19 protein-coding genes are annotated in these 19,077 nt (G+C 63.0%); 10 read left to right on the plus strand and 9 right to left on the minus strand.

The genetic code is table 11. The annotated features are described in order from the left end of the window. Positions 1–99 precede the first annotated feature (99 nt). Entirely contained in the window at positions 100–1,125 is a 1,026-nt protein-coding gene (locus ACXJ1Z_RS12040; RefSeq protein WP_463776927.1) for an NAD(P)H-dependent flavin oxidoreductase, read from the plus strand. Next, complete coding sequence (gene purU, locus ACXJ1Z_RS12045) at positions 1,122–1,976, plus strand: formyltetrahydrofolate deformylase (protein ID WP_463781239.1); 855 nt, start codon at positions 1,122–1,124, stop codon at positions 1,974–1,976. The genes ACXJ1Z_RS12040 and purU overlap by 4 nt, the downstream gene beginning before the upstream one ends. A gap of 13 nt (positions 1,977–1,989) precedes the next feature. Here purU and ACXJ1Z_RS12050 read toward each other — a convergent pair whose 3' ends face one another. The 6 genes from ACXJ1Z_RS12050 to ACXJ1Z_RS12075 all read right to left on the minus strand — a co-directional run bounded on the left by ACXJ1Z_RS12050 (position 1,990) and on the right by ACXJ1Z_RS12075 (position 7,629). Next, positions 1,990–2,970, minus strand: a complete 981-nt coding sequence (locus ACXJ1Z_RS12050) for a Gfo/Idh/MocA family protein (protein WP_463776929.1) — start codon at positions 2,968–2,970, stop codon at positions 1,990–1,992. After that, positions 2,967–3,932 carry an MDR/zinc-dependent alcohol dehydrogenase-like family protein gene (locus ACXJ1Z_RS12055; protein ID WP_463776930.1) on the minus strand — a complete coding sequence of 322 codons (966 nt, stop codon included), beginning with the start codon at positions 3,930–3,932 and terminating at the stop codon, positions 2,967–2,969. The genes ACXJ1Z_RS12050 and ACXJ1Z_RS12055 overlap by 4 nt, the downstream gene beginning before the upstream one ends. 217 nt (positions 3,933–4,149) lie before the next feature. After that, on the minus strand, positions 4,150–5,250 hold the full coding sequence (locus tag ACXJ1Z_RS12060; RefSeq protein ID WP_463776931.1) for an inositol-3-phosphate synthase: 1,101 nt from the start codon (positions 5,248–5,250) through the stop codon (positions 4,150–4,152). A 12-nt stretch (positions 5,251–5,262) separates the two neighbouring features. Further along, entirely contained in the window at positions 5,263–6,195 is a 933-nt protein-coding gene (locus tag ACXJ1Z_RS12065; RefSeq protein ID WP_463776932.1) for a glycoside hydrolase 5 family protein, read from the minus strand. Then, on the minus strand, positions 6,192–7,034 hold the full coding sequence (locus tag ACXJ1Z_RS12070) for a TIGR04290 family methyltransferase (RefSeq protein WP_463776934.1): 843 nt from the start codon (positions 7,032–7,034) through the stop codon (positions 6,192–6,194). The genes ACXJ1Z_RS12065 and ACXJ1Z_RS12070 overlap by 4 nt, the downstream gene beginning before the upstream one ends. Further along, a complete protein-coding gene (locus tag ACXJ1Z_RS12075; protein WP_463776935.1) occupies positions 7,027–7,629 on the minus strand; it encodes a histidine phosphatase family protein in 603 nt (200 codons plus the stop codon). Before ACXJ1Z_RS12075 ends, ACXJ1Z_RS12070 begins: the two co-directional genes overlap by 8 nt. A gap of 246 nt (positions 7,630–7,875) precedes the next feature. Between ACXJ1Z_RS12075 and ACXJ1Z_RS12080 the strand changes: the two genes are divergently transcribed. From ACXJ1Z_RS12080 to ACXJ1Z_RS12105, 6 genes are read left to right on the plus strand one after another with little or no spacing between them, the layout of a single operon-like run. Continuing rightward, positions 7,876–9,006: an NAD-dependent epimerase/dehydratase family protein gene (locus ACXJ1Z_RS12080; RefSeq protein WP_463776937.1), complete on the plus strand. Its 1,131-nt coding sequence runs from the start codon at positions 7,876–7,878 to the stop codon at positions 9,004–9,006. Beyond that, positions 9,003–10,073 carry an SDR family NAD(P)-dependent oxidoreductase gene (locus ACXJ1Z_RS12085; protein WP_463776938.1) on the plus strand — a complete coding sequence of 357 codons (1,071 nt, stop codon included), beginning with the start codon at positions 9,003–9,005 and terminating at the stop codon, positions 10,071–10,073. Before ACXJ1Z_RS12080 ends, ACXJ1Z_RS12085 begins: the two co-directional genes overlap by 4 nt. Positions 10,074–10,099: 26 nt before the next feature. Beyond that, on the plus strand, positions 10,100–11,173 hold the full coding sequence (locus ACXJ1Z_RS12090; protein ID WP_463776940.1) for a glycosyltransferase family 4 protein: 1,074 nt from the start codon (positions 10,100–10,102) through the stop codon (positions 11,171–11,173). Next, positions 11,170–12,285 carry a CgeB family protein gene (locus tag ACXJ1Z_RS12095; RefSeq protein WP_463776942.1) on the plus strand — a complete coding sequence of 372 codons (1,116 nt, stop codon included), beginning with the start codon at positions 11,170–11,172 and terminating at the stop codon, positions 12,283–12,285. Before ACXJ1Z_RS12090 ends, ACXJ1Z_RS12095 begins: the two co-directional genes overlap by 4 nt. Further along, the gene (locus ACXJ1Z_RS12100; protein ID WP_463776943.1) at positions 12,282–13,382 is read left to right on the plus strand and encodes a CgeB family protein; all 1,101 of its coding nucleotides are present in this window, start codon (positions 12,282–12,284) and stop codon (positions 13,380–13,382) included. The genes ACXJ1Z_RS12095 and ACXJ1Z_RS12100 overlap by 4 nt, the downstream gene beginning before the upstream one ends. Next, positions 13,379–14,464 (plus strand): CgeB family protein, encoded by a 1,086-nt coding sequence (locus ACXJ1Z_RS12105; protein ID WP_463776945.1) that lies wholly within the window; start codon positions 13,379–13,381, stop codon positions 14,462–14,464. The genes ACXJ1Z_RS12100 and ACXJ1Z_RS12105 overlap by 4 nt, the downstream gene beginning before the upstream one ends. A 101-nt stretch (positions 14,465–14,565) precedes the next feature. On the opposite strand, the gene ACXJ1Z_RS12110 is transcribed toward ACXJ1Z_RS12105, so the two are convergent. The 3 genes from ACXJ1Z_RS12110 to ACXJ1Z_RS12120 form a co-directional block, all read right to left on the minus strand. Next, positions 14,566–14,955 carry a DUF6165 family protein gene (locus tag ACXJ1Z_RS12110; RefSeq protein WP_463776946.1) on the minus strand — a complete coding sequence of 130 codons (390 nt, stop codon included), beginning with the start codon at positions 14,953–14,955 and terminating at the stop codon, positions 14,566–14,568. A 44-nt stretch (positions 14,956–14,999) separates the two neighbouring features. Beyond that, positions 15,000–15,809: a glycosyltransferase family 9 protein gene (locus tag ACXJ1Z_RS12115; protein ID WP_463776947.1), complete on the minus strand. Its 810-nt coding sequence runs from the start codon at positions 15,807–15,809 to the stop codon at positions 15,000–15,002. An 89-nt stretch (positions 15,810–15,898) separates the two neighbouring features. Then, positions 15,899–16,087 carry a DUF3008 family protein gene (locus ACXJ1Z_RS12120; protein ID WP_463776949.1) on the minus strand — a complete coding sequence of 63 codons (189 nt, stop codon included), beginning with the start codon at positions 16,085–16,087 and terminating at the stop codon, positions 15,899–15,901. Between the two features lie 152 nt (positions 16,088–16,239). Between ACXJ1Z_RS12120 and ACXJ1Z_RS12125 the strand changes: the two genes are divergently transcribed. Together ACXJ1Z_RS12125 and ACXJ1Z_RS12130 are read left to right on the plus strand one after the other, a co-directional pair. Next, a complete protein-coding gene (locus ACXJ1Z_RS12125; RefSeq protein ID WP_463781240.1) occupies positions 16,240–17,835 on the plus strand; it encodes an alpha-amylase family glycosyl hydrolase in 1,596 nt (531 codons plus the stop codon). 1 nt (position 17,836) lies between these two features. Next, positions 17,837–18,889 (plus strand): glycosyltransferase family 4 protein, encoded by a 1,053-nt coding sequence (locus tag ACXJ1Z_RS12130; RefSeq protein ID WP_463776950.1) that lies wholly within the window; start codon positions 17,837–17,839, stop codon positions 18,887–18,889. Positions 18,890–19,077 lie beyond the last annotated feature (188 nt).

Raw genomic sequence — 19,077 nt, forward strand, 5'->3', positions numbered from 1 at the left:
CGGTTGTGCTACGTGTCGGCGGCCTTGTGCGAAAAGCCTTGGGGGCTTAAGGCGCGCTCCTTCCCATCGCGGGCTCATCCCGAGGGTCCAGGAGCAGCCATGGCCGCCTATCGCAGAAGCGCAACGTTGATGGAACGCGGCGCCAAATTTCTCGGCAGCGAATTCGCGATCATGTGTGGGGCCATGTCGTGGGTCTCGGAGCGCAAGCTCGTCTCCGCGATCAGCAACGCCGGAGGCTTCGGGGTGATCGCGTGCGGCGCCATGACGCCCGAGCTGCTCGATGCCGAGATCGCCGCTACCAGGGCGTTGACCGCCAAGCCTTTCGGCGTGAACCTGATCACCATGCACCCCCAGTTGTTCGACCTGATCGAGGTCTGCAACCGTCATGGCATCGGCCATGTCGTGCTTGCCGGCGGTATTCCGCCCAAGGGCAGTGTCGAGGCGATCAAGGCTGGCGACGGCGCCAAGGTCATTTGCTTCGCGCCAACGCTGGCGCTGGGCAAGAAGCTGCTGCGTTCCGGCGCGGATGCTCTGGTGATTGAAGGCATGGAGGCCGGCGGTCACATCGGTCCGGTTTCCACCTCGGTGCTGGCGCAGGAGATCCTGCCGAGCTTGGCTGCCGACCACTTGGTCTTCGTTGCCGGCGGTATCGGCCGCGGCGAGGCGATTGCCGGTTACCTCGAGATGGGCGCAGCGGGCGTGCAGCTTGGCACACGCTTCGCCTGTGCCAGCGAATCGATAGCCCATCCGGCGTTCAAAAAGGCGTTCTTCCGGGCATCGGCGCGCGATGCGATCGCTTCAGTGCAGGTAGACGCGCGATTGCCCGTCATTCCGGTCCGCGCCTTGAAGAACAAGGGCACCGAAGCATTCACCACCAAGCAGATCGAGGTCGCCAAGATGGTCGATGACGACAAGCTGGCGATGATGGAGGCCCAGTTGCAGATCGAGCATTATTGGGCGGGGGCCCTGCGGCGTGCGGTGATCGACGGTGACGTCGAGAACGGATCGCTGATGGCCGGACAGTCGGTCGGCATGGTGACGAAGGAAGAGCCTGTGGCGGAAATCCTGACGGCGCTGATGAGCGAGTGCGAGACGGCCCTGGGCATGCGCATGGCCGCTGCCTGATGGCACCGCTGATCCTCGCGCTGTCCTGTGCGGATCGGCCCGGCATCGTCGCCCGGGTGACCGGCTATCTGGCGCGGGCCGGCGGCAACATCATCGAGGCGCAGCAATTCAACGATTTGGCCGAAAACAAGTTCTTCATGCGGGTCGCCTTCGATCCGGGCGAAACCGATCACGAGGACATTCGCGAAGGCTTCGGCCCGATCGCCCACGAATATGGCATGGCCTGGTCGATGTCGCGGCGTGATCGACCCCGCCGGGTGCTGCTGATGGTCAGCAAGTTCGATCACTGTCTGGCTGACCTGCTCTATCGCCACCGCATCGGTGAGATCGCGATGGACGTGGTGGGCATCGTCTCCAATCATCCGCGCGAGGCCATCAACACGCAGTTGATCGGCGACATCCCATTTCATCACCTGCCAGTCGCCAAGCACGACAAGCCCGCGCAGGAAGCGCAGGTGCGCGCCCTCGTCGAGGATACGCGAGCCGAACTGGTCGTGCTGGCGCGCTACATGCAGATACTATCGGACGAGATGGCCGCGTTCCTGTCGGGCCGCTGCATCAACATCCACCATTCGTTCCTGCCCGGCTTCAAGGGCGCCAAGCCATATCACCAGGCGCATGCGCGAGGGGTCAAGATGATCGGCGCGACGGCGCATTATGTGACCGCCGATCTCGATGAAGGCCCGATCATCCACCAGGACGTCGAGCCAGTGACCCATGCGGATACGCCCGACGAGATGGTACGCAAGGGTCGCGATATCGAGCGTCGCGTTCTGGCCGAAGCTGTGCGGCTGCATCTTGGCGACCGGGTGCTGCTGAACGGAACCCGCACGGTGGTGTTCCGCAGCTGAGCGCACGGTCGGATCAGGCGGCGTAGATGCGGTCCAGCACCCTGGCTACATCGACCAGACGCTCTGCGTCCGGGTCGAACCTGTTGCTTTGCGCCAGTTGTACCGCCCATGCGGCGACGGCGCGACCACCCCAGTCGTCGGGAGGTGTCACCAGCGTCTCGCTTGTAGTGCCGCTATAGCGGCGCGTCTCGAAATCGTAGAAGCTGCCTGCGATATTGCGGAGCGAAATGCCAGCCTTCGTTCCATAGAGGCTGGCCTCTATGACGGCTTCCTGTCCGGCCTGAAGGCGCCACGAGCAGGCAAGACGAGCGACCACTCCGCTCGCTAACGTGATCTGCGCGACGGCGTAGTCTTCGACCGCATCGGCGCCGGTCGGTTTGCCCCCGGCCAAGAGCGACGACGTCACGCTCGCGACTTCGGGAAAGTCTAGCAGCCACAGCAGCAGATCCACCAGATGCACGCCAAGGTCCATCACACAGCCACCGCCCGATTGAACCCGGTCGTAGAACCATGGCTTGTCCGGGCCATAGGCATTGTGGAACATCAGGTCGGCAGCGAAGACATCGCCAAGCGCGCCCGAGCGCACCTGTTCGGCCATGGCCCGAGCCGCACGGGTATGACGGTACGAGAAGTCCACCGAGAGCAAGCGGTCCGCTCGTCGAGCGGCCTCGACCACCGCGGCTGCTTCGGCAGCGTTGCGCCCAAGCGGCTTCTGGCAGAATACCGCCACGCCTCGATCGAGTGCAGCGATCGATTGTGCTGCGTGAAGAGCACTTGGGGTCGCGATCACCACCCCATCCAGCCGTTGTTGCAACATGGCCTCCAGCGAGGTGACAACCGCCGCCTCGGGGGCAAGCAGCGCCGCCTGCTCCGCGCATTGTGGCGATGGGTCGCAAATGGCGACAGCTTCGATCGCCCCGGTGGCGAGGGCCGCCTCCATGCGATGCCGCCCGATCCAGCCGGTACCCAGAAAACCGATGCGCGGCTTGCTCATGCCATGATCACCAGTGCCTTGACGAAGCCATCGGGCTTGTCGCGGGTGGCATCGAGCGCCTCGGCGAGCCGTTCCAGCGGGTAAGTGTGCGTGTAAAGCGGCGCAGGATCGAGGCGGCCGCTGGCGACCGCGTTCACGGCGTCCCGCAATCCCTGAAGCTGCACTGTCGGATCGCGCTCGTGGGCATTGATCACGTCGATGCCCTTCCAGTTCCACATCTGCATGTTGACCTGTCGCGGACCATCCTGGTGGTAGCCTGCGACCACAAGCTTGCCGCCAAAACCGACGAGTTCGCCCGCGAGATCCAAGGGCCATTGGTAACCGACGCACTCGATCACACGCTCACACAAGGCTTCACCGGTGATTGCCTTGACGCTTTCGATGATGCGCCAGTGATCGTCCATGACGATCGTGTCAGCCGCTCCGTAGTGGCGGGCAAGATCGAGTGACGAAGCGCGTCGCGACACCGCGATCACGCGCGCACCGGCGTCGGTCGCAAGCTTGGTCAGCACCGCGCCAAGGAAACCGATGCCGATGATAGCGACGGTTTGTCCGGCCCGGATGTCGGCGCGGCGAAAGATGTTGAAGGCGCAGCCCAAAGGCTCGCCGGGGAAGGGCTTGCCCGCAAGTTCATCGGGAAGTTTCACCACGCTGTCCGATCCGGCGACGTCATACTGCGCGAAGCTGTGGCCGGTGAGCGTGGCGACACGATCGCCGACGGAGACGTCGGTGACACCAGTCCCCACCATGTCGACGATGCCCCAGCCTTCGTGGCCCAAGCCACCGGCCTCACCGGGATAAGTGCTCCACGGCTGTCCCTGCCACGGCTCGACGTTAGAGGCACACACACCGCACCCTTCAAGCTTTATCCTGACCTGACCAGCGTCAGGTGATGGGAGTGCGGCGTCGATGATTTCGAGACTGCGGGGCCCGGTGACGACGGCAGTTTGCATCATCGCCATGAACGCACCGGACTTTCACATGCGCCACAAGCCACGTTGGTCGAGGCGCGACCACTCGGCGCGGTCATCAAATTACATTCGTTGATCATCGGCATATCACCAGAGGAAAGGAAGGCAGCAGGAAGAAGACTTTCGCGGATGCGGTTCAACATCGCTTTCACGGCGGTGAATTCGGTAACCGGTGCCGCGGGCCAGAGAGCGCCGACCCTGGGCCTGTTCATCCGATGAACGTCTCCAGGGCGCTAAAGGCCTCGTCGTCCGTCATCTGCTTTGGCGGGTGCTTGCAGAAGTAAGCCGAAGCGGGATCGATCGGGCCCGAGAGGCCGCGCTCGCTGGCGATCTTGGCGCACCTGATCATGTCGATCGCGACGCCAGCGGAGTTTGGGCTGTCCTCGACCGAAAGCCGCATTTCCAGGTTCACCGGTACGCCGCCGAACATGCGGCCCTCCATGCGCAGGAAGCAGACCTTGTTGTCGTTCTGCCAGGCCACGTAATCCGATGGACCGACGTGTATGTTCTCGTCCTCGATCCGTTCGGCAGCCACCGACTGCACGGCTTCCGTCTTCGATTCCTTCTTCGAGGCGAGGCGTTTTCGCTCCAGCATGTTGAGGAAGTCGGTGTTGCCGCCAGTGTTGAGCTGGTAGGTGCGGTCGAGCTTCACGCCGCGCTTTGCGAACAAGTCGGTGAGGACGCGATGGGTGATGGTCGCGCCGAGCTGGGCCTTGATATCGTCACCAATGATCGGAACGCCGGCTTCGGAGAAACGACGTGCCCATTCGGGATCGCTGGCGATGAACACCGGGATGTTGTTGACGAAGGCTACGCCCGCCTTGAGCGCGCATTCGGCATAGAACTCGGTCGCCTTTTGCGATCCGACCGGCAGATAATTCATCAGCACGTCGGCCTTGCTTTCGCGCAGCGTAGCGATGACCTCATCCTGTGTGGCTTCGGGTTCGTCGGCGATCAGGAACGTGCGGTCGTCGGGGTAATCGGCCATGTGCTCGGCCACGCCGTCCAGCAGGCGACCCATCTTCACGATCGCTCCGGTCGGGGTGATCGTCTCGCAAAAGACCGTCGTGCAATTGGGCTTGGCGAAGACGGCATCGGCGACATCGCGACCGACTTTGCGCTTATCGATATCCCACGCCGCGACCATGCGGATGTCACTCGGGCCATATCCCCCAAGCTCGTAATGCATCAGGCCGATCGTCTCGTTGGCACCGAGGCGGTAGTGCTCGATACCCTGGGCCAGCGAACTGGCGCAGTTGCCGATCCCGACGACGGCGACGTTGATCCCGTGCGGATGGGGTGAAAGCATCGGGATGTCTCCTCAGACTACGGCGGGCTGAAGGGGGGAGGCCGGCATGACTGACGCCGGCGCATAGCGCTCGATCATCTGCCCGCAGAAGTCGGCGAACCCTTGCGTCTCGAAAGGCGGGCTTGTGTGGTGCGCGCCGGCACCGAGGTGCTCTGGGGTGAAGCAGAAGGTGACCGTCACGTCGAAGTCGGCAAGCGCTTCCATCTGGCGATCGAACCAATCGAGGGCGTTGGGGCGGAAGCTGTCCGCCCACGATAGCCCCGTACGCAGATGCCGCGTGCCGAGTCGCTTCATCCAGGCCACGGCATCGTCGAGCCGTGGGTCTTCGAAGTGGAACCACTGCATAAGACCCATCTTGCCAGCGACCTTCGCGTAGTCGTCCAGGCTGGGCTTCGGCGTGCCGTCCTCGCGGATCAGGCCCATGTAGAAGTGGCGATAATAGCTCGATCCCTCGGCCTCGCGGTGGCGGGTAGTCGCGCCCCATTCCTGCGGCAGATCGTATAGCGAGTACCAGAAGATGCGGGGCACCCGTCCGATCAGCAATTCGGCTGTGCGGTTCACACCGAATACCTGCACCTCCTCGGCACCGAACGAACCGACGCCGACTTCGGTGACCCAGATCGGCTTGTCGGGGCAGGCGGCCTCGATCTCCGCGATCTTGGTGGGCCAGTCGTGGATCGGCCACAGGTTCCAGTCGAGCGGGAAACCATGGACCGCAACGACATCGACGGCTTCGAGAGCGCCGTGCCCACGCATGCGGTTCACCCAGGACGGATCGATCGGTGACATCCCGCCCAGTACGCGCAAAATGTTGGGATTGGCCGCGTGGATGGCCTGCCCGGCGCGCTTGACGAGATCGCCATAGACGCTCCAGTCGGGGTCGAACTGGGGATCCCAGTGCGACTTGTTGTTGGGCTCGTTCCAGATCATCGCCGCTTCGATCACTTCGTATTCACCTCGGTCGCTTGCTTTTTCGCGGATCCTGCCGCCGGATAGACTACCGCCGATCCAAATTCCGCGTATGGAACGGGCACCGTGCGGCACATGTACACTTCAGGCTCGGGCTGCGCCTCGATGGCGAAGCCGGCGGCGCGCAGCATGGCCTGGCTGCATGCCGAATTGGGCGCCCACCAATTGGTCCAGTCGTTGGCGAAAGACTTCTCGATGAAATGCATTTTCGGATATGCCGGATTTTCGAAGCAAGTAGGAGGCGTGCTGGTGCCGGGAATGTGGAACGGATGATCCTCGGGAACCTGCAACACGTCCACCGAACCTTGCTGCATCGTCTGGAACAGCATCATGTCGTCGGCGACGTGTTCGCGGATCAGGTCGAGCGCCAGCAGCGGATGGCGCAGATGATACAATACGCCCATGAAGATCACGAGGTCGAACTTCTCGCCCAAGGTCGCGACATCATAGACCGATAGATTGCGGAACTCGATGTCGGCAAACCCAAGCGTTGCAGCGGCAAAGCGTGCCTGAGCGAGGTAGCGATCATCGCTGTCCACGCCCAGAACACGACTGGCGCCACGCCGCTTCATCTCCATGGTGTAGAAGCCGGCGTTGCAACCGATATCCAGCACGCTTTTGCCACTCAGATCTTCAGGAATGACGTGCGCGAACCCGCGGAATTTGAAGGCCGGGTAGTCACCGAGGAAATGGTGCGGCGCAGTCAGCACGCCAGCGCCAAGATCGATGTTCTGGAACCATGGGCCAAGCTGCTCCACCTGCCTGTGCAGCGATCGTGCCTGATTTGCGTCCGTCGATATGGTTCGATCACTCATTGATGGTCTCGTTGATTCGCAGGATCCTTCCACCCCAATCTCCCACCGCGATATGCGTGATCGAAGCCGGATCGATGTCAAACCGGCCATAATGGTCGAGCGACAGGCCAAGCACTTGCGCCACGATGGCGCGGATGATGTCACAATGGCTTACCATGGCGATCGTTCGCCCGGCGTGAAGCCGCGCCGAACGGGAGACATGAGCCCAGGCGCGCCGTTGCGCTGCGCGCATGCTTTCGCCAGCGGGTGCGGTGGCGCAGGAGCGTGCTTCGTTCCAGATGGTCCAGCGAGGGTCATCGGCCAATTCCGCGAACGATCGACCGGTCCATTCGCCGAAGTCCAGCTCGTCCAGCGCGGGCACGGCCTCGACCGTAAGCCCCGGATGTCTCGTGGCGATGGCCTGTGCCGTTTCGCATGCGCGCTGCACCGGGCTGGAATAAACCGCGCTCAGCGTCTCGCGGCCCAGGCGTGTGGCGAGCCTGGCTGCCTGTAATCGGCCTTCGCCGCTGAGTGCGATATCGGGCGAACGACCTGAGAGTATGTGGCCAAGATGCGAATGCGCTGCATGACGGATCAGCAGGATCGTCGCAGTCACATCGCCTCCTTTGATCTGAGCCGCGCTTGTCGCAGCGTCGACAGAACCAAAGGCTAGAAGCTTAGTTCCTGAAAGTCACCAGTCAGCAGCTGGATTGTTGCTATCTTTCGACTGTCCGCCGATATCGATAGAACAGAAGCCTAGTACAGATAACAAATGTTAAGGTCCATACGTGCTTCATCTTCTTCTGGAACAATGAGGATGAAGGTGCTTTAATCTCGCCGTGGTTTTGATCGATGGGGGCGTATGAGCGAAACAGTACTCATTACTGGCGGAGCAGGGTTCATCGGTTGCCATGTCGGTCGTGAGCTTTTGCAGCGCGGCCACCGGGTGATCGCGCTAGATAGCCTGATCGAGCAAGTTCATGGCGCGGATCTGAGGGGCAGCGGTGGGCGGCCACCGTTCCTCGAGCCCGAGATCGAATTGATCGAAGCCGATGTACGCGATGGTGATGCAGTCGCTGCAGCCCTCAAGGGCGTCGATAGCGTCATCCATCTGGCTGCCGAGGTTGGCGTTGGTCAATCCATGTATGAGGTCGAGCGCTACACTTCGACGAACGACGTGGGCACAGCAGTCCTGTTCGAGCGGCTGATCGATCATCCCGTCCGTCGCGTGGTGACAGCCTCTTCGATGAGCATCTATGGCGAGGGGCTCTACGAGGATCTCGACGGCAATCTGGTCGAAGACGCGCAACGACTTGCCTTGCACGATGGGCAGGCGAATTGGGAGCCCCTCGACAAGCAGGGCCGTCCCTTAAAACCCGTCGCTACGCCTGAGTGGAAGAGGCCCAACCTTTCCTCGATATATGCGCTCAACAAGTATGTGCAGGAGTGCACAACTCACATCATGGCGCCACCTTACGGCATCGAAGGTGTGTGCCTGCGGTTGTTCAATGTTTACGGCGCCGGGCAGGCGCTTTCCAATCCTTATACGGGTGTTCTGGCGATCTTCGCCTCTCGTTTTCTCAATGGTGAGGCGCCGATGATCTTCGAGGACGGCGAGCAACGTCGTGACTTCGTGCATGTGCGCGACGTTGCCAGGGCATTCGCCGAGGCGCTGGAGAATCCACGAGCGCCCGGCGGCACGTACAACGTGGGGTCCGGGCGAGACCTCTCCGTGCGCGAGGTTGCCGAGGAACTGGCCCGCGCGATGGGGCGCAACGATCTTACCGCCGAGATCGTCGGCAAGGCGCGCATCGGCGATATCCGCCATTGCTTCTGCGACACCGGCAATGCGCGTGAGCAACTCGGTATCGAGGCGACCGAGGATTTCGCCCTGGGTCTGGCCGAACTCGCCGAATGGGTCGGCCAGCAAACCGCCACCGACCATGTCGCAAAGGCACGCCAGGAACTTGAAGCCCGTGGATTGGTGGCATGACGCAGACGATCCTGGTCACCGGCGGTGCCGGGTTTATCGGCAGCAACCTTGCCGACAGGTTGGCGTCAGATGGGTATCGCGTGCGAATATTCGATGCGCTTGCTCGGCCGGGCGTCGAGCGCAATCTGGAATGGCTGTGCCAGCGTCATGGCGATCTGATCGAGCCTGTGATTGCTGACATCCGCGAGGCTGACAAGCTGACGGCGGCCGTGCGAGGGGTGCACGCGGCATACCACTTCGCCGCCCAGGTCGCAGTCACGACCAGCATGGTGGATCCGGCAGCGGACCTTGCGATCAACATCAACGGCACGTTCAATCTTCTCGAGGCCGCAAGGCTGGCCAGCGTTCCCGTTCCGGTCATCTTTGCCTCGACCAACAAGGTCTATGGCGATCTCGTGCAGTTCGGCTCGGAAATGACCGACCGGGGGCACTATCCCGAAGATGCGATGCTGGCGGCTCATGGCGTGCCCGAAACGCAGCCGCTGGACTTCCACACGCCCTATGGTTGTTCGAAGGGCGCCGCCGATCAGTACGTACTCGATTATGCCCGCAGTTATGACCTGCCAACCGCGGTGTTGCGGATGAGCTGTGTCTATGGCGAGCGGCAAATGGGGACGGAAGATCAGGGCTGGGTCGCCCATTTCCTCATTCGTGCGATCGAGGGTAGCCCGATCACGTTATATGGCGATGGTCACCAGGTGCGCGATATCCTTTATGTCGGCGACGCCGTCTCCGCCTATGTCGGCGCATTGCGGGCGATCGACAGGATCAAGGGCCAGGTCTTCAATCTGGGCGGGGGCCCGCAAAATGCTGTTTCGCTGCACCATCTTCTTGGCCACATCGCCGATACGCTGGGCCGCAAAGTGGCGATCGAAACGTCCGAGTGGCGGCAGGGTGACCAACGCTGGTTCGTCGCCGACACCCGCGCGATCGACGCGGCGTTGGGCCTGCCTGCAAAGCGGGATTGGCGCAGCGGCGTGGCCCGGCTGGCCGACTGGCTGACCGAGCAGCGCGATCTCGTTGCTCCGGCTGCTTCGATCCCATTGGCGGCAGTCGGGCACGGTTGATGACGGGCGCGCCGGTCAGGATCCTCATGACGGTCGATGCCGTCGGTGGCGTCTGGCAATATGCAACCGAACTGGCCCGCGCGCTGCAGCCAGTGGGTGTCGATACCGTTCTGGCCGTTCTCGGGCCCAATTGCCGCGAAGATCAGTGGCAGGACGTGCAGCGCATTGCCGGCCTGCAATTGATTGAAACCGGTTTGCCGCTCGATTGGCTCAGCGATGCGGGATCGACCCGACAGGCTGCCGTCACCCTGTCGGGGATCGCTCGACGCGAACACGTCGATCTGGTGCACCTAAACTCTCCCGCGCTCGCGGCCAGCCACGTCTGGCCAGTCCCGATCGTCGCGGTCGCGCATGGCTGTCTGGCGACGTGGTGGGATGCGGCGCGCGGCGATCAGCCGCTGGATGAAACGTTTACGTGGCATCGTGACATGATGGCGAAGGGCTTGCGCGCCAGTGATCGCGTGATCGCGCCGACCGCCTCCTTCGCGGATGTACTTTGCCGCGTATTCGGACTCAACGGTGTGCCTTTGGTCGTGCACAACGGTCGCACTCCGCCCGGCGCTCGCACCGATGTGCCGGGGGTCGACGAGGCATTGACCGCCGGACGGCTGTGGGACGAGGTCAAGAACGTTCGTACGCTCGATGCCGCCGCTGCAGCGCTGTCCGTTCCATTTCGCGCTGCCGGTCACATAACGGCGCCACATGGCGAGACCGCGCGGGTCGAGCATCTCGAACTGCTCGGCCACCTCGACGACATTGCGCTTGCTGCAAAAATGCAAGCGCGCCCGGTGTTCGTGTCCGCTGCGACGTTCGAGCCGTTCGGCCTGGCGGTTCTGGAAGCGGCGGCTGCGGGCTGTCCTCTCGTACTCTCGGACATCCCGACGTTCCGCGAGCTCTGGAATGGCGCCGCCACCTTCGTGCCTGCTTCGGACGCGCCCGGCTTTGCCGCTGCGATAAACGAGATCCTGCTTTCGGACGAACAGCGCGCCGCCATGGGGAGGGCCGCGTGTGAGCGGGCGCTTGCCTACACGCCCGAGCGAATGGCTACCGCGATGGCGACGATCTACCGCGATCTTTTGGCCGAAAGGTTGGCGGCATGAGAATCGTCTACTTCACGCATTCGCTCGATTCCTGCTGGAACCACGGTAACGCCCACTTTCTTCGTGGCGTGCTCGACGATCTGATCGGCCGGGGCCATGACGTGCGGGTTTATGAGCCGCACGATGCTTGGAGCCGGGCCAATCTTGTCGCCGATCATGGCGAAGAGGGCCTGAACGCCTATCGCGAGGCCTATCCCGGCCTCTCCTCGATGCGCTACGGGAAGGACGATGACGTAGTGGCGCTGGCCGAAGGTGCGGACCTCGTCATCGTGCATGAATGGAACGATCACGCACTTGTCGCTGCCCTGGGCGAAGCCAGGGCTCAGGGTGCTGGATACTTGCTGCTGTTCCACGACACTCATCATCGCGCGGTCAGCGCCCCTGACGAGATGCAGGCTTACGATCTGTCATCCTACGATGGCGTGCTGGCTTTTGGCGAGACATTGAGCGCGGTCTATCGGGATCGCGGTTGGGGCAACCGGGTATGGACATGGCACGAGGCTGCCGACGTGCGCCGGTTTCGGCCTCCTGCTCAAGACGTGCCACGCGAAGGCTTGGTCTGGATCGGTAACTGGGGCGATGGCGAGCGCACGCAGGAGTTGCAGGACTTTCTGTTCGAGCCTGCGCAAGCGGCAGACCTCTCGCTCGATGTTTACGGCGTCCGCTATCCCCCCGAGGCCCGCGCCCTGCTCGACCGATATGCGGTGCGCTACCACGGCTGGGCGGCCAATGCCGCAGCGCCGGGGATCTTTTCGCGCCATCTCGCGACGGTGCATGTGCCGCGTCGCTACTACTCCACCATCCTGCCGGGTATCCCGACGATCCGCGTCTTCGAGGCACTGGCTTGCGGCATTCCGCTGGTATCCGCACCTTGGGATGACGCCGAGGGCCTGTTTCGGCCGGGGCAGGATTACCTCGTCGCGCGGGACGGTCGCGAAATGACGAGGCATCTGCTCGACTTGAAGAACGATGCCGCGTTGCAGGAGACGCTGGTGGCTAGCGGACGGGAGATCATCCTGGCGCGGCATACATGCGCGCACCGTGTCGACGAGCTGCTGGCGATCGTCGCGACCCTGAGACCTTCCCTATCTGCGGCAGGAGGCCCCGCTTGAAGATCGCATTCTATGGTTCGAGCCTGCTGTCGTCGTACTGGAACGGCGCGGCGACTTACTATCGCGGGATCCTTTCGGCGATGGCGGCCCGTGGGTACGAGATCACGTTTTACGAGCCGGATGCTTTTGGCCGACAGCAACACCGCGACATCGAGCCGCCCGAATGGGTGCGATCGGTCGTCTATGATGCCGATGAAGCGTCATTGCGCCGCGTTCTGGCGGAGGCGGCGCATGCCGACGTCGTCGTCAAGGCGAACGGCGTGGGCGTGTTCGACAAGGAACTGCTTGAAGGCGTGATCGCCAACGCGCGACCGGACGCGATCAAGATATACTGGGACGTCGATGCCGCCGCGACGCTCGACGAGATGCGGGGCGATGCCGATCACCCGGTGTGCAAGGCGTTGCCCCATCTCGACATGGTGCTAACGTATGGCGGCGGACCTCCCGTGATCCGGGATTACGAGGGCTTTGGTGCCGCGCGGTGCGTGCCGATCTACAATGCGCTGGATCCCGCGACGCATCATCCGGTGCCGGCCGAGCCGGCTTTCGACTGCGACCTGGCGTTCCTCGCCAATCGTCTGCCCGATCGCGAAGCCAGGGTGGAAGAGTTTTTCCTGAGGCCGGCGGCTGTATTGCCCGATCGCAAGTTCCTGATCGGCGGCAATGGTTGGCACGACAAGGCCATGCCCGCCAATGTGCGCGACATCGGCCATGTGGGCACGGGCCAGCATAACGCCTTTAACTGTACGCCGCGAGCAGTGCTGAACGTGGCGCGCGATTCGATGGCGCGGATTGGGTATTCGCCAGCCACCCGGGTGTTCGAGGCAGCAGGGGCCGCCGCCTGCCTGATCACCGATGCGTGGGAGGGGATCGAGCAGTTCCTCAAGCCCGACGAGGAAGTTCTTGTCGCACGCGACGGGCAGGACGTTGCCGAGCATCTGTCGGAGCTGACCCAGGATCGTGGCCGTGCGATCGGGCAGGCCGCGCTCGCGCGCGTGCTGGCGGAACATACATACGAATTGCGGGCCGTGGAAGTTGATCGCATCCTGCGTGCGTCCCATGAGGTTTCGCAGACCAGCGCAGTGCCGGTCGCATGAGGCTGGTGGTTCTGGGGCTGACGCTGTCCTCCGCGTGGGGCAACGGCCATGCCACGACCTTTCGCGCACTGCTTTCCGCCTTCGCGGCAAGGGGGCATCAGATCCTGTTCCTGGAACGAGACAAGCCTTGGTATGCCGACCATCGCGACTTGCCGGATCCGGACTTCTGCAAGCTGGACTATTATCGTTCTGTCGACGAACTGGCGAACTGGCGCGACGTGATCGCGGGAGCGGACGCGGTGATCGTCGGGTCCTACGTGCCCGATGGCGTGGCGGTCGGGGCTTTCGTGCAAGCCGAGGCGCAAGGTGTCGTCTGCTTTTACGATATCGATACGCCCGTGACGCTGGCCAAGCTGGCGCGCAACGACTTCGAATATCTAAATCCCGAATCCATTCCCGACTACGACATCTATTTCTCGTTTACCGGCGGACCCACGCTGGAACGGCTTGAGCATGATTTCGGTTCACCAAGCGCGCGGGCGCTGTACTGCTCGGTCGATGCCACGCGCTATCAGCCGCTGGCGGTGGAGCAGCGGTGGGATCTGACGTACCTTGGGACTTACAGCGACGATCGCCAGCCCACCTTGAACACCCTGCTGATTGAAACGGCCCGGCGTTGCCCCGGGATGCGCTTTGCCGTTGCCGGACCGCAATATCCGGCGGACATCGATTGGCCCGTCAATGTCGAGCGGATCGAGCACTTGCCACCCGCCGATCATGCGCGGTTCTATTCCGAGTCGCGCTACACGCTCAACGTGACGCGCGCGGACATGATAGCGGCAGGCTGGTCGCCATCGGTCCGCTTGTTCGAGGCGGGGGCCTGCGGAACACCGATCATCTCGGATAGGTGGGAGGGGATCGAAGATGTGCTCGAACCCGGCAGGGCGATCATCCTCGCGGATACGACCGACGACGTTGTCGCCGCGCTTCAACAGGACGCAACCTCCTTCGGCGAAGCCGCGCGCGCGGCAGTTCTGAGCGCACACACGGCGCAGTGGCGTGCGCTGCAACTTGAGCGAGACCTGGAGCAAGCGATCGCCGAGCCCGCGATCAGACGTATGCGGGACAGTGTTACGAGGTGATTCCAGCCATCCGGCCGAGTGCGGATGGTCGCAATCGCCAGGGCAGCTTTCGACGTATGCGCGCCAGTCGGCCAATGCGGTTCGCATACATCGCTGGTAAACTACGCTACCTGAACTTGTGGGATTGAACGGCGGTTTGTCTGCCAGTTCGCGTAACTCTTTTCCTCGACCAGTTCAGAACCAAGCGCCTCGTTGATGTGTCGCTTGATCGTCGCGCGCAGATCGTTTTTCTTATAGACCGAACGGGCAAGCTGAACGAAGCGCTGTCCGAAATCGGCCGCGGCCTCGCGCTCGCGGATCTTGTCTTCGATCTCCCATAGCTCTTCGTTGACGGCCCGCAGCTGCGCGATCAACGGTGTGATCATCGGACTGTCGATGGCAGCGCCAGCGACGCTGCTCAGCGAGCCGAGTTCGTGCGTCACGTTCGCACGGGCTTCGCCGGTCGCGATACGTTGTGATTTGATCTGCAGGATGGTGATCTTGTCGACCAATTCGCCCCACGAGACGGGCACCTGGGGGCAGCAAACGACTTGGTTCATCGGACAAACTCCGGCTTGGGCGATAAAAATAGTTCAAGGTCGTGCGCCACCTGCTCGATGACGGAGGGCCAGTCGCCCGGGGCCGCCTGCGCATAGAGGCGGGCCGTGGGATACCATTCGCTACGTCCCGTTGCGGGTGCCCAGCGCCAGTCGGGCTCGTGCTTGAGCATCAGCCACACCGGACGGCCGAGCGCGCCGGCCAGGTGCGCGATCATGGTGTCGACGGTGATCACAAGCGCGCAACCGGCAACCAGGGCAGCCGTCTGCGCCATGTCGAACGGGCAGCCGTCGGGGTTGATCACCGGCAAGCCGCCGGGCGCAGCGTCCAGACTGATGCAGGAGCGACCGTTGAGCACCGGCGCCAACAGCGATGGCGGAACCGACCGATCGGCGTCCCAATCTCCGGATACGCAGCATACGCCGATCGTACGGGGCGGCAGGGGTGCCGATGCAACCTCGAGATACGGCGGCGGGCATCGGTCTGGCGCAAGCCTCAACGCAAATGACAGCTCCATTATCTCAAGATTGCGCGCGGCCGGCTTCAAGGGAGCGGCGACATCGAAGGCCACCACGCGATCGGCATAACCTGGGGGCAGAAGGGGGATCAGCCGCCCCTGCATCTCGAGGGTGACGCTTGCGGCCCGCTGGCGCAAAGCAGGAAGGAAGCGCAGGAACTGGATGGTGTCGCCAAGCCCGTGATAGCACCGCACCAGCACGTCGCGATCATCCAGGTCAGCCAGATCCCACACCCAGCGTTGGTGATAGGGCAGGGTGGGATCGTCGCGCTGGTCTGGCGATCGCAGCATGGCCTGCTGCCTGTTCAACTCCCACGCCCGCTCATGATTGCCCGCGCGAATTGCGGTTAGCCAGTCGTCGTGCGAGCGCGCGTGGAGCATCAGCTCTTGGCGTCATGCTCGGGCTTGCCTTTGCGCTTGGTCGCGGCAAGCTCTTCCAGCTGATCCTCGCTCATGGATCGCTCCATCGATTTCGATGCGCCTTTCAGCTTGGTTTTGGGCGTTTCGCCGCGTTTTGCAGAGAGCGCGGCACCGGCCGCTTTTTGCTGCGCTGCGGATTTTGCCGGCATCGTCAGGCTCCTCGAATGGTCATTCGAACAACGCGCAAAGTCACCTGCGGTTGTCGAATTTCTTCATAAAAATCAGCGGCTGTCCGCTTCCGCCGATGGTGCGGGGGGTGTCGGCAGGAACCATCGACCGGCCTGCGCCTTTCGTGTGCGATATGGCAACGGCACGCGATAGGCCCTGGTGGGAGCGGGGAGTGGTCTACCAGATCTATCCCCGCTCGTTCCAGGACGCCAACGGAGACGGTATCGGCGATCTTGCCGGTATCCGGTCGCGCCTCGATTACATCGCCGCGCTCGGCGTGGATGCGATCTGGCTATCGCCGATCTTCCCCTCGCCGATGGCGGACTTCGGTTATGACGTAGCGGACTATTGCGATGTGGAGCCGATGTTCGGCGATCTCTCCGAGTTTGACGATCTGCTGCGCGCGGTTCACGATCAAGGCCTCAAGCTGCTGCTGGACTTCGTTCCGAACCACAGCTCCGATCAGCATCCGTGGTTTCGCCAGAGCCGCTCGTCGCGCGAGAGCCCCAAGCGTGATTGGTATATCTGGCGGGATCCGGCGCCGGATGGCGGTCCGCCGAACAACTGGATCAGCGACTTCGGCGGCGCGGCCTGGGAATGGGACGAGGCGACCCGCCAATATTACCTCCACGCTTTCCTGAAGGAGCAGCCGGATCTCAACTGGCGCAACCCGGCGTTACGCGCGGCGATGATGGACGTCCTGCGCTTCTGGTTCGATCGCGGCGTGGACGGGTTTCGGATCGACGTGCTCTGGCACATCGTCAAGCACGAGGAACTGCTCGACAATCCGCCGAACCCGGCCTGGACTCCGGCGGTGCGGGATCGCGATCGACTGATCCAGTCGCATTCGACAGACCAGCCCGAGGCCCACGCTATTTCTGCAGAAATGCGGCGACTGGCAGACGGCTATGGTGATCGGGTGCTTATCGGGGAGATATTCCTGCCCAACGATCGCCTTGCGCGTTGGTATGGTTCGGTCGAGCAGCCGCAAGTGCATCTTCCGTTCAACTTCCAGCTTGTCGAGAACGAGTGGAATGCCGCCACCTTGCGTCGCGTGATTGCCGACTACGAAGCCTCGCTGCCTTCGTTCGGTTGGCCGAACTGGGTGCTCGGCAGCCATGACGCACCGCGGATTGCCGCCCGGATCGGGGATGCCCAGGCGCGCGTCGCGGCGATGTTGCTGCTGACGTTGCGGGGCACGCCGACGTTGTACCAGGGTGACGAGCTGGGTATCGGCGAAGTGACGATCCCGCCCGATCGCATGCGCGACCCGCAGCATCACCGTCAGCCCGAATTGAACATCGGTCGCGACCGATCGCGTACGCCGATGCCGTGGAGCGAAGCGCCGTTCGCCGGCTTCAGCTCCGTCGAACCGTGGCTGCCACTCAACGACGATTGGTCCGTGCGCAACGTTGCCGCGCAGGAACAGGACGATGGTTCGCTACTGCACTTCTATCGCTTGTTGCTGCGGTTGCGGCGTACACAGGCCGCCTTGGCGACTGGCAGCTTCGCGTTGACCGATGCCGAAGAGGACGTGCTTTCCTTCGTCCGCGTCGAAGGCGACCAGACCCTTCTCGTCGTGCTCAATCTTGGCTGCCAGGTCCGTCGATATGTTCTGCCGAGGGGTTTCAAGGCCACACAAACGCTGGCATCGACCAAGCCCGCTCGCGAGATCGACGGCACCGTCGGCGGCGACGAGGGATTGATCCTGCGGCTTGAGGAACACTGACATGCGCATCGCGATGCTGGCTCCGATCGCCTGGCGCACCCCGCCACGGCACTATGGCCCATGGGAACTCGTCACCAGCCTGCTGACCGAGGCGCTGGTGCGAAAAGGTGCGGACGTGACTCTGTTCGCCACGCAGGACAGCGAGACTGCCGGAAAGCTGGATGGCGTGGTCCCCGCGCCTTACAGCGAAGATCCGGCGATCGATGCCAAGGTGTGGGAGCATCGTCATCTCGCGCATCTGTTCACGCAGGCCGATCGTTTCGACGTGATCCACAACCAGGCGGACTTTCCGGCGCATGCCTTTGCAGCATTGGTGAAAACGCCGATGGTGACGACCATTCACGGGTTTTCGTCAGACCGGATCCTGCCGATGTACGAGCCATACCAGGATCGGGTGCACTACGTCGCCATCAGCGAGGCCGACCGGCACCCGCGGCTGCGCTATGCGGCGACGATCCATCATGGCATCGATGTCGAGGGTTTTCCGTTCGATCCCGTCGGCAGCGACGACCTGCTGTTCTTTGGCCGCATGCACCCCGACAAGGGCGCACATCTCGCGCTGGCCGTGGCGGCGGAGAGCGGGCGGCGGCTTAACCTCTACGGCATCGTTCAGGACCACGGCTACTTCGAACGCGAGGTTTCGCCCAATCTGAATGACACAGCGCGTTATCATGGCCCCGTCGGCGGTGCCGACCGGCTCAAGGCTCTGGGCTCCGCGCGCGCCTTGCTGCACCTGATCGAGTTCGACGAGCCGTTCGGCCTGTCGGTGGTCGAGGCGATGGCGTGCGGGACGCCGGTGATCGCCTCGCGCCGCGGTTCGATGGCGGAGATCATCGAGCATGGCGTGAATGGCTTTCTGGTCGACAATCACGAAGAGGCACTGGCAGCGGTCGAGCAGGTGGCGACGCTGGACCGGGCTGCCGTTCGTCGCAGCGTCGAAACCCGGTTCCACGTCGATCGCATGGCTGACGAGTACCTCGCCTTGTACCGTCGGATCCTCGATGGCGGGCAACGGCCAACCCAGGACGCGCAGAGGGCGACCGAACGGGCGTGATTGAGCTTGCGAAACAGAGGAACGATCGCGCGATCCCCTCGGTTAGATTGCAATGCAGGCAGAAAGGTACAGGCTGGTCATGAGAAAGTTTGTGAGCACGAGAGCGCTGGCGCCGGTGATCATCGGGGCAGCGTTGACGTTGAGCGCGTGCGGCAAGAAACCGCAGCAGGCTTCTCCGTCGGGAGGCG

The organism is Novosphingobium sp. TK46 (assembly GCF_055361525.1).

What these genes read in the sequence shown, in the direction of transcription:
- ACXJ1Z_RS12040 (WP_463776927.1), top strand. Translation starts at nt 100, where the DNA reads ATGGCCGCCTATCGCAGAAGCGCAACGTTGATGGAACGCGGCGCCAAA.
- ACXJ1Z_RS12050 (WP_463776929.1), bottom strand. Translation starts at nt 2,970, where the DNA reads ATGAGCAAGCCGCGCATCGGTTTTCTGGGTACCGGCTGGATCGGGCGG.
- ACXJ1Z_RS12055 (WP_463776930.1), bottom strand. Translation starts at nt 3,932, where the DNA reads ATGGCGATGATGCAAACTGCCGTCGTCACCGGGCCCCGCAGTCTCGAA.
- ACXJ1Z_RS12060 (WP_463776931.1), bottom strand. Translation starts at nt 5,250, where the DNA reads ATGCTTTCACCCCATCCGCACGGGATCAACGTCGCCGTCGTCGGGATC.
- ACXJ1Z_RS12070 (WP_463776934.1), bottom strand. Translation starts at nt 7,034, where the DNA reads ATGAGTGATCGAACCATATCGACGGACGCAAATCAGGCACGATCGCTG.
- ACXJ1Z_RS12080 (WP_463776937.1), top strand. Translation starts at nt 7,876, where the DNA reads ATGAGCGAAACAGTACTCATTACTGGCGGAGCAGGGTTCATCGGTTGC.
- ACXJ1Z_RS12085 (WP_463776938.1), top strand. Translation starts at nt 9,003, where the DNA reads ATGACGCAGACGATCCTGGTCACCGGCGGTGCCGGGTTTATCGGCAGC.
- ACXJ1Z_RS12090 (WP_463776940.1), top strand. Translation starts at nt 10,100, where the DNA reads ATGACGGTCGATGCCGTCGGTGGCGTCTGGCAATATGCAACCGAACTG.
- ACXJ1Z_RS12095 (WP_463776942.1), top strand. Translation starts at nt 11,170, where the DNA reads ATGAGAATCGTCTACTTCACGCATTCGCTCGATTCCTGCTGGAACCAC.
- ACXJ1Z_RS12105 (WP_463776945.1), top strand. Translation starts at nt 13,379, where the DNA reads ATGAGGCTGGTGGTTCTGGGGCTGACGCTGTCCTCCGCGTGGGGCAAC.
- ACXJ1Z_RS12115 (WP_463776947.1), bottom strand. Translation starts at nt 15,809, where the DNA reads ATGCTGCGATCGCCAGACCAGCGCGACGATCCCACCCTGCCCTATCAC.
- ACXJ1Z_RS12120 (WP_463776949.1), bottom strand. Translation starts at nt 16,087, where the DNA reads ATGCCGGCAAAATCCGCAGCGCAGCAAAAAGCGGCCGGTGCCGCGCTC.
- ACXJ1Z_RS12125 (WP_463781240.1), top strand. Translation starts at nt 16,240, where the DNA reads ATGGCAACGGCACGCGATAGGCCCTGGTGGGAGCGGGGAGTGGTCTAC.
- ACXJ1Z_RS12130 (WP_463776950.1), top strand. Translation starts at nt 17,837, where the DNA reads ATGCGCATCGCGATGCTGGCTCCGATCGCCTGGCGCACCCCGCCACGG.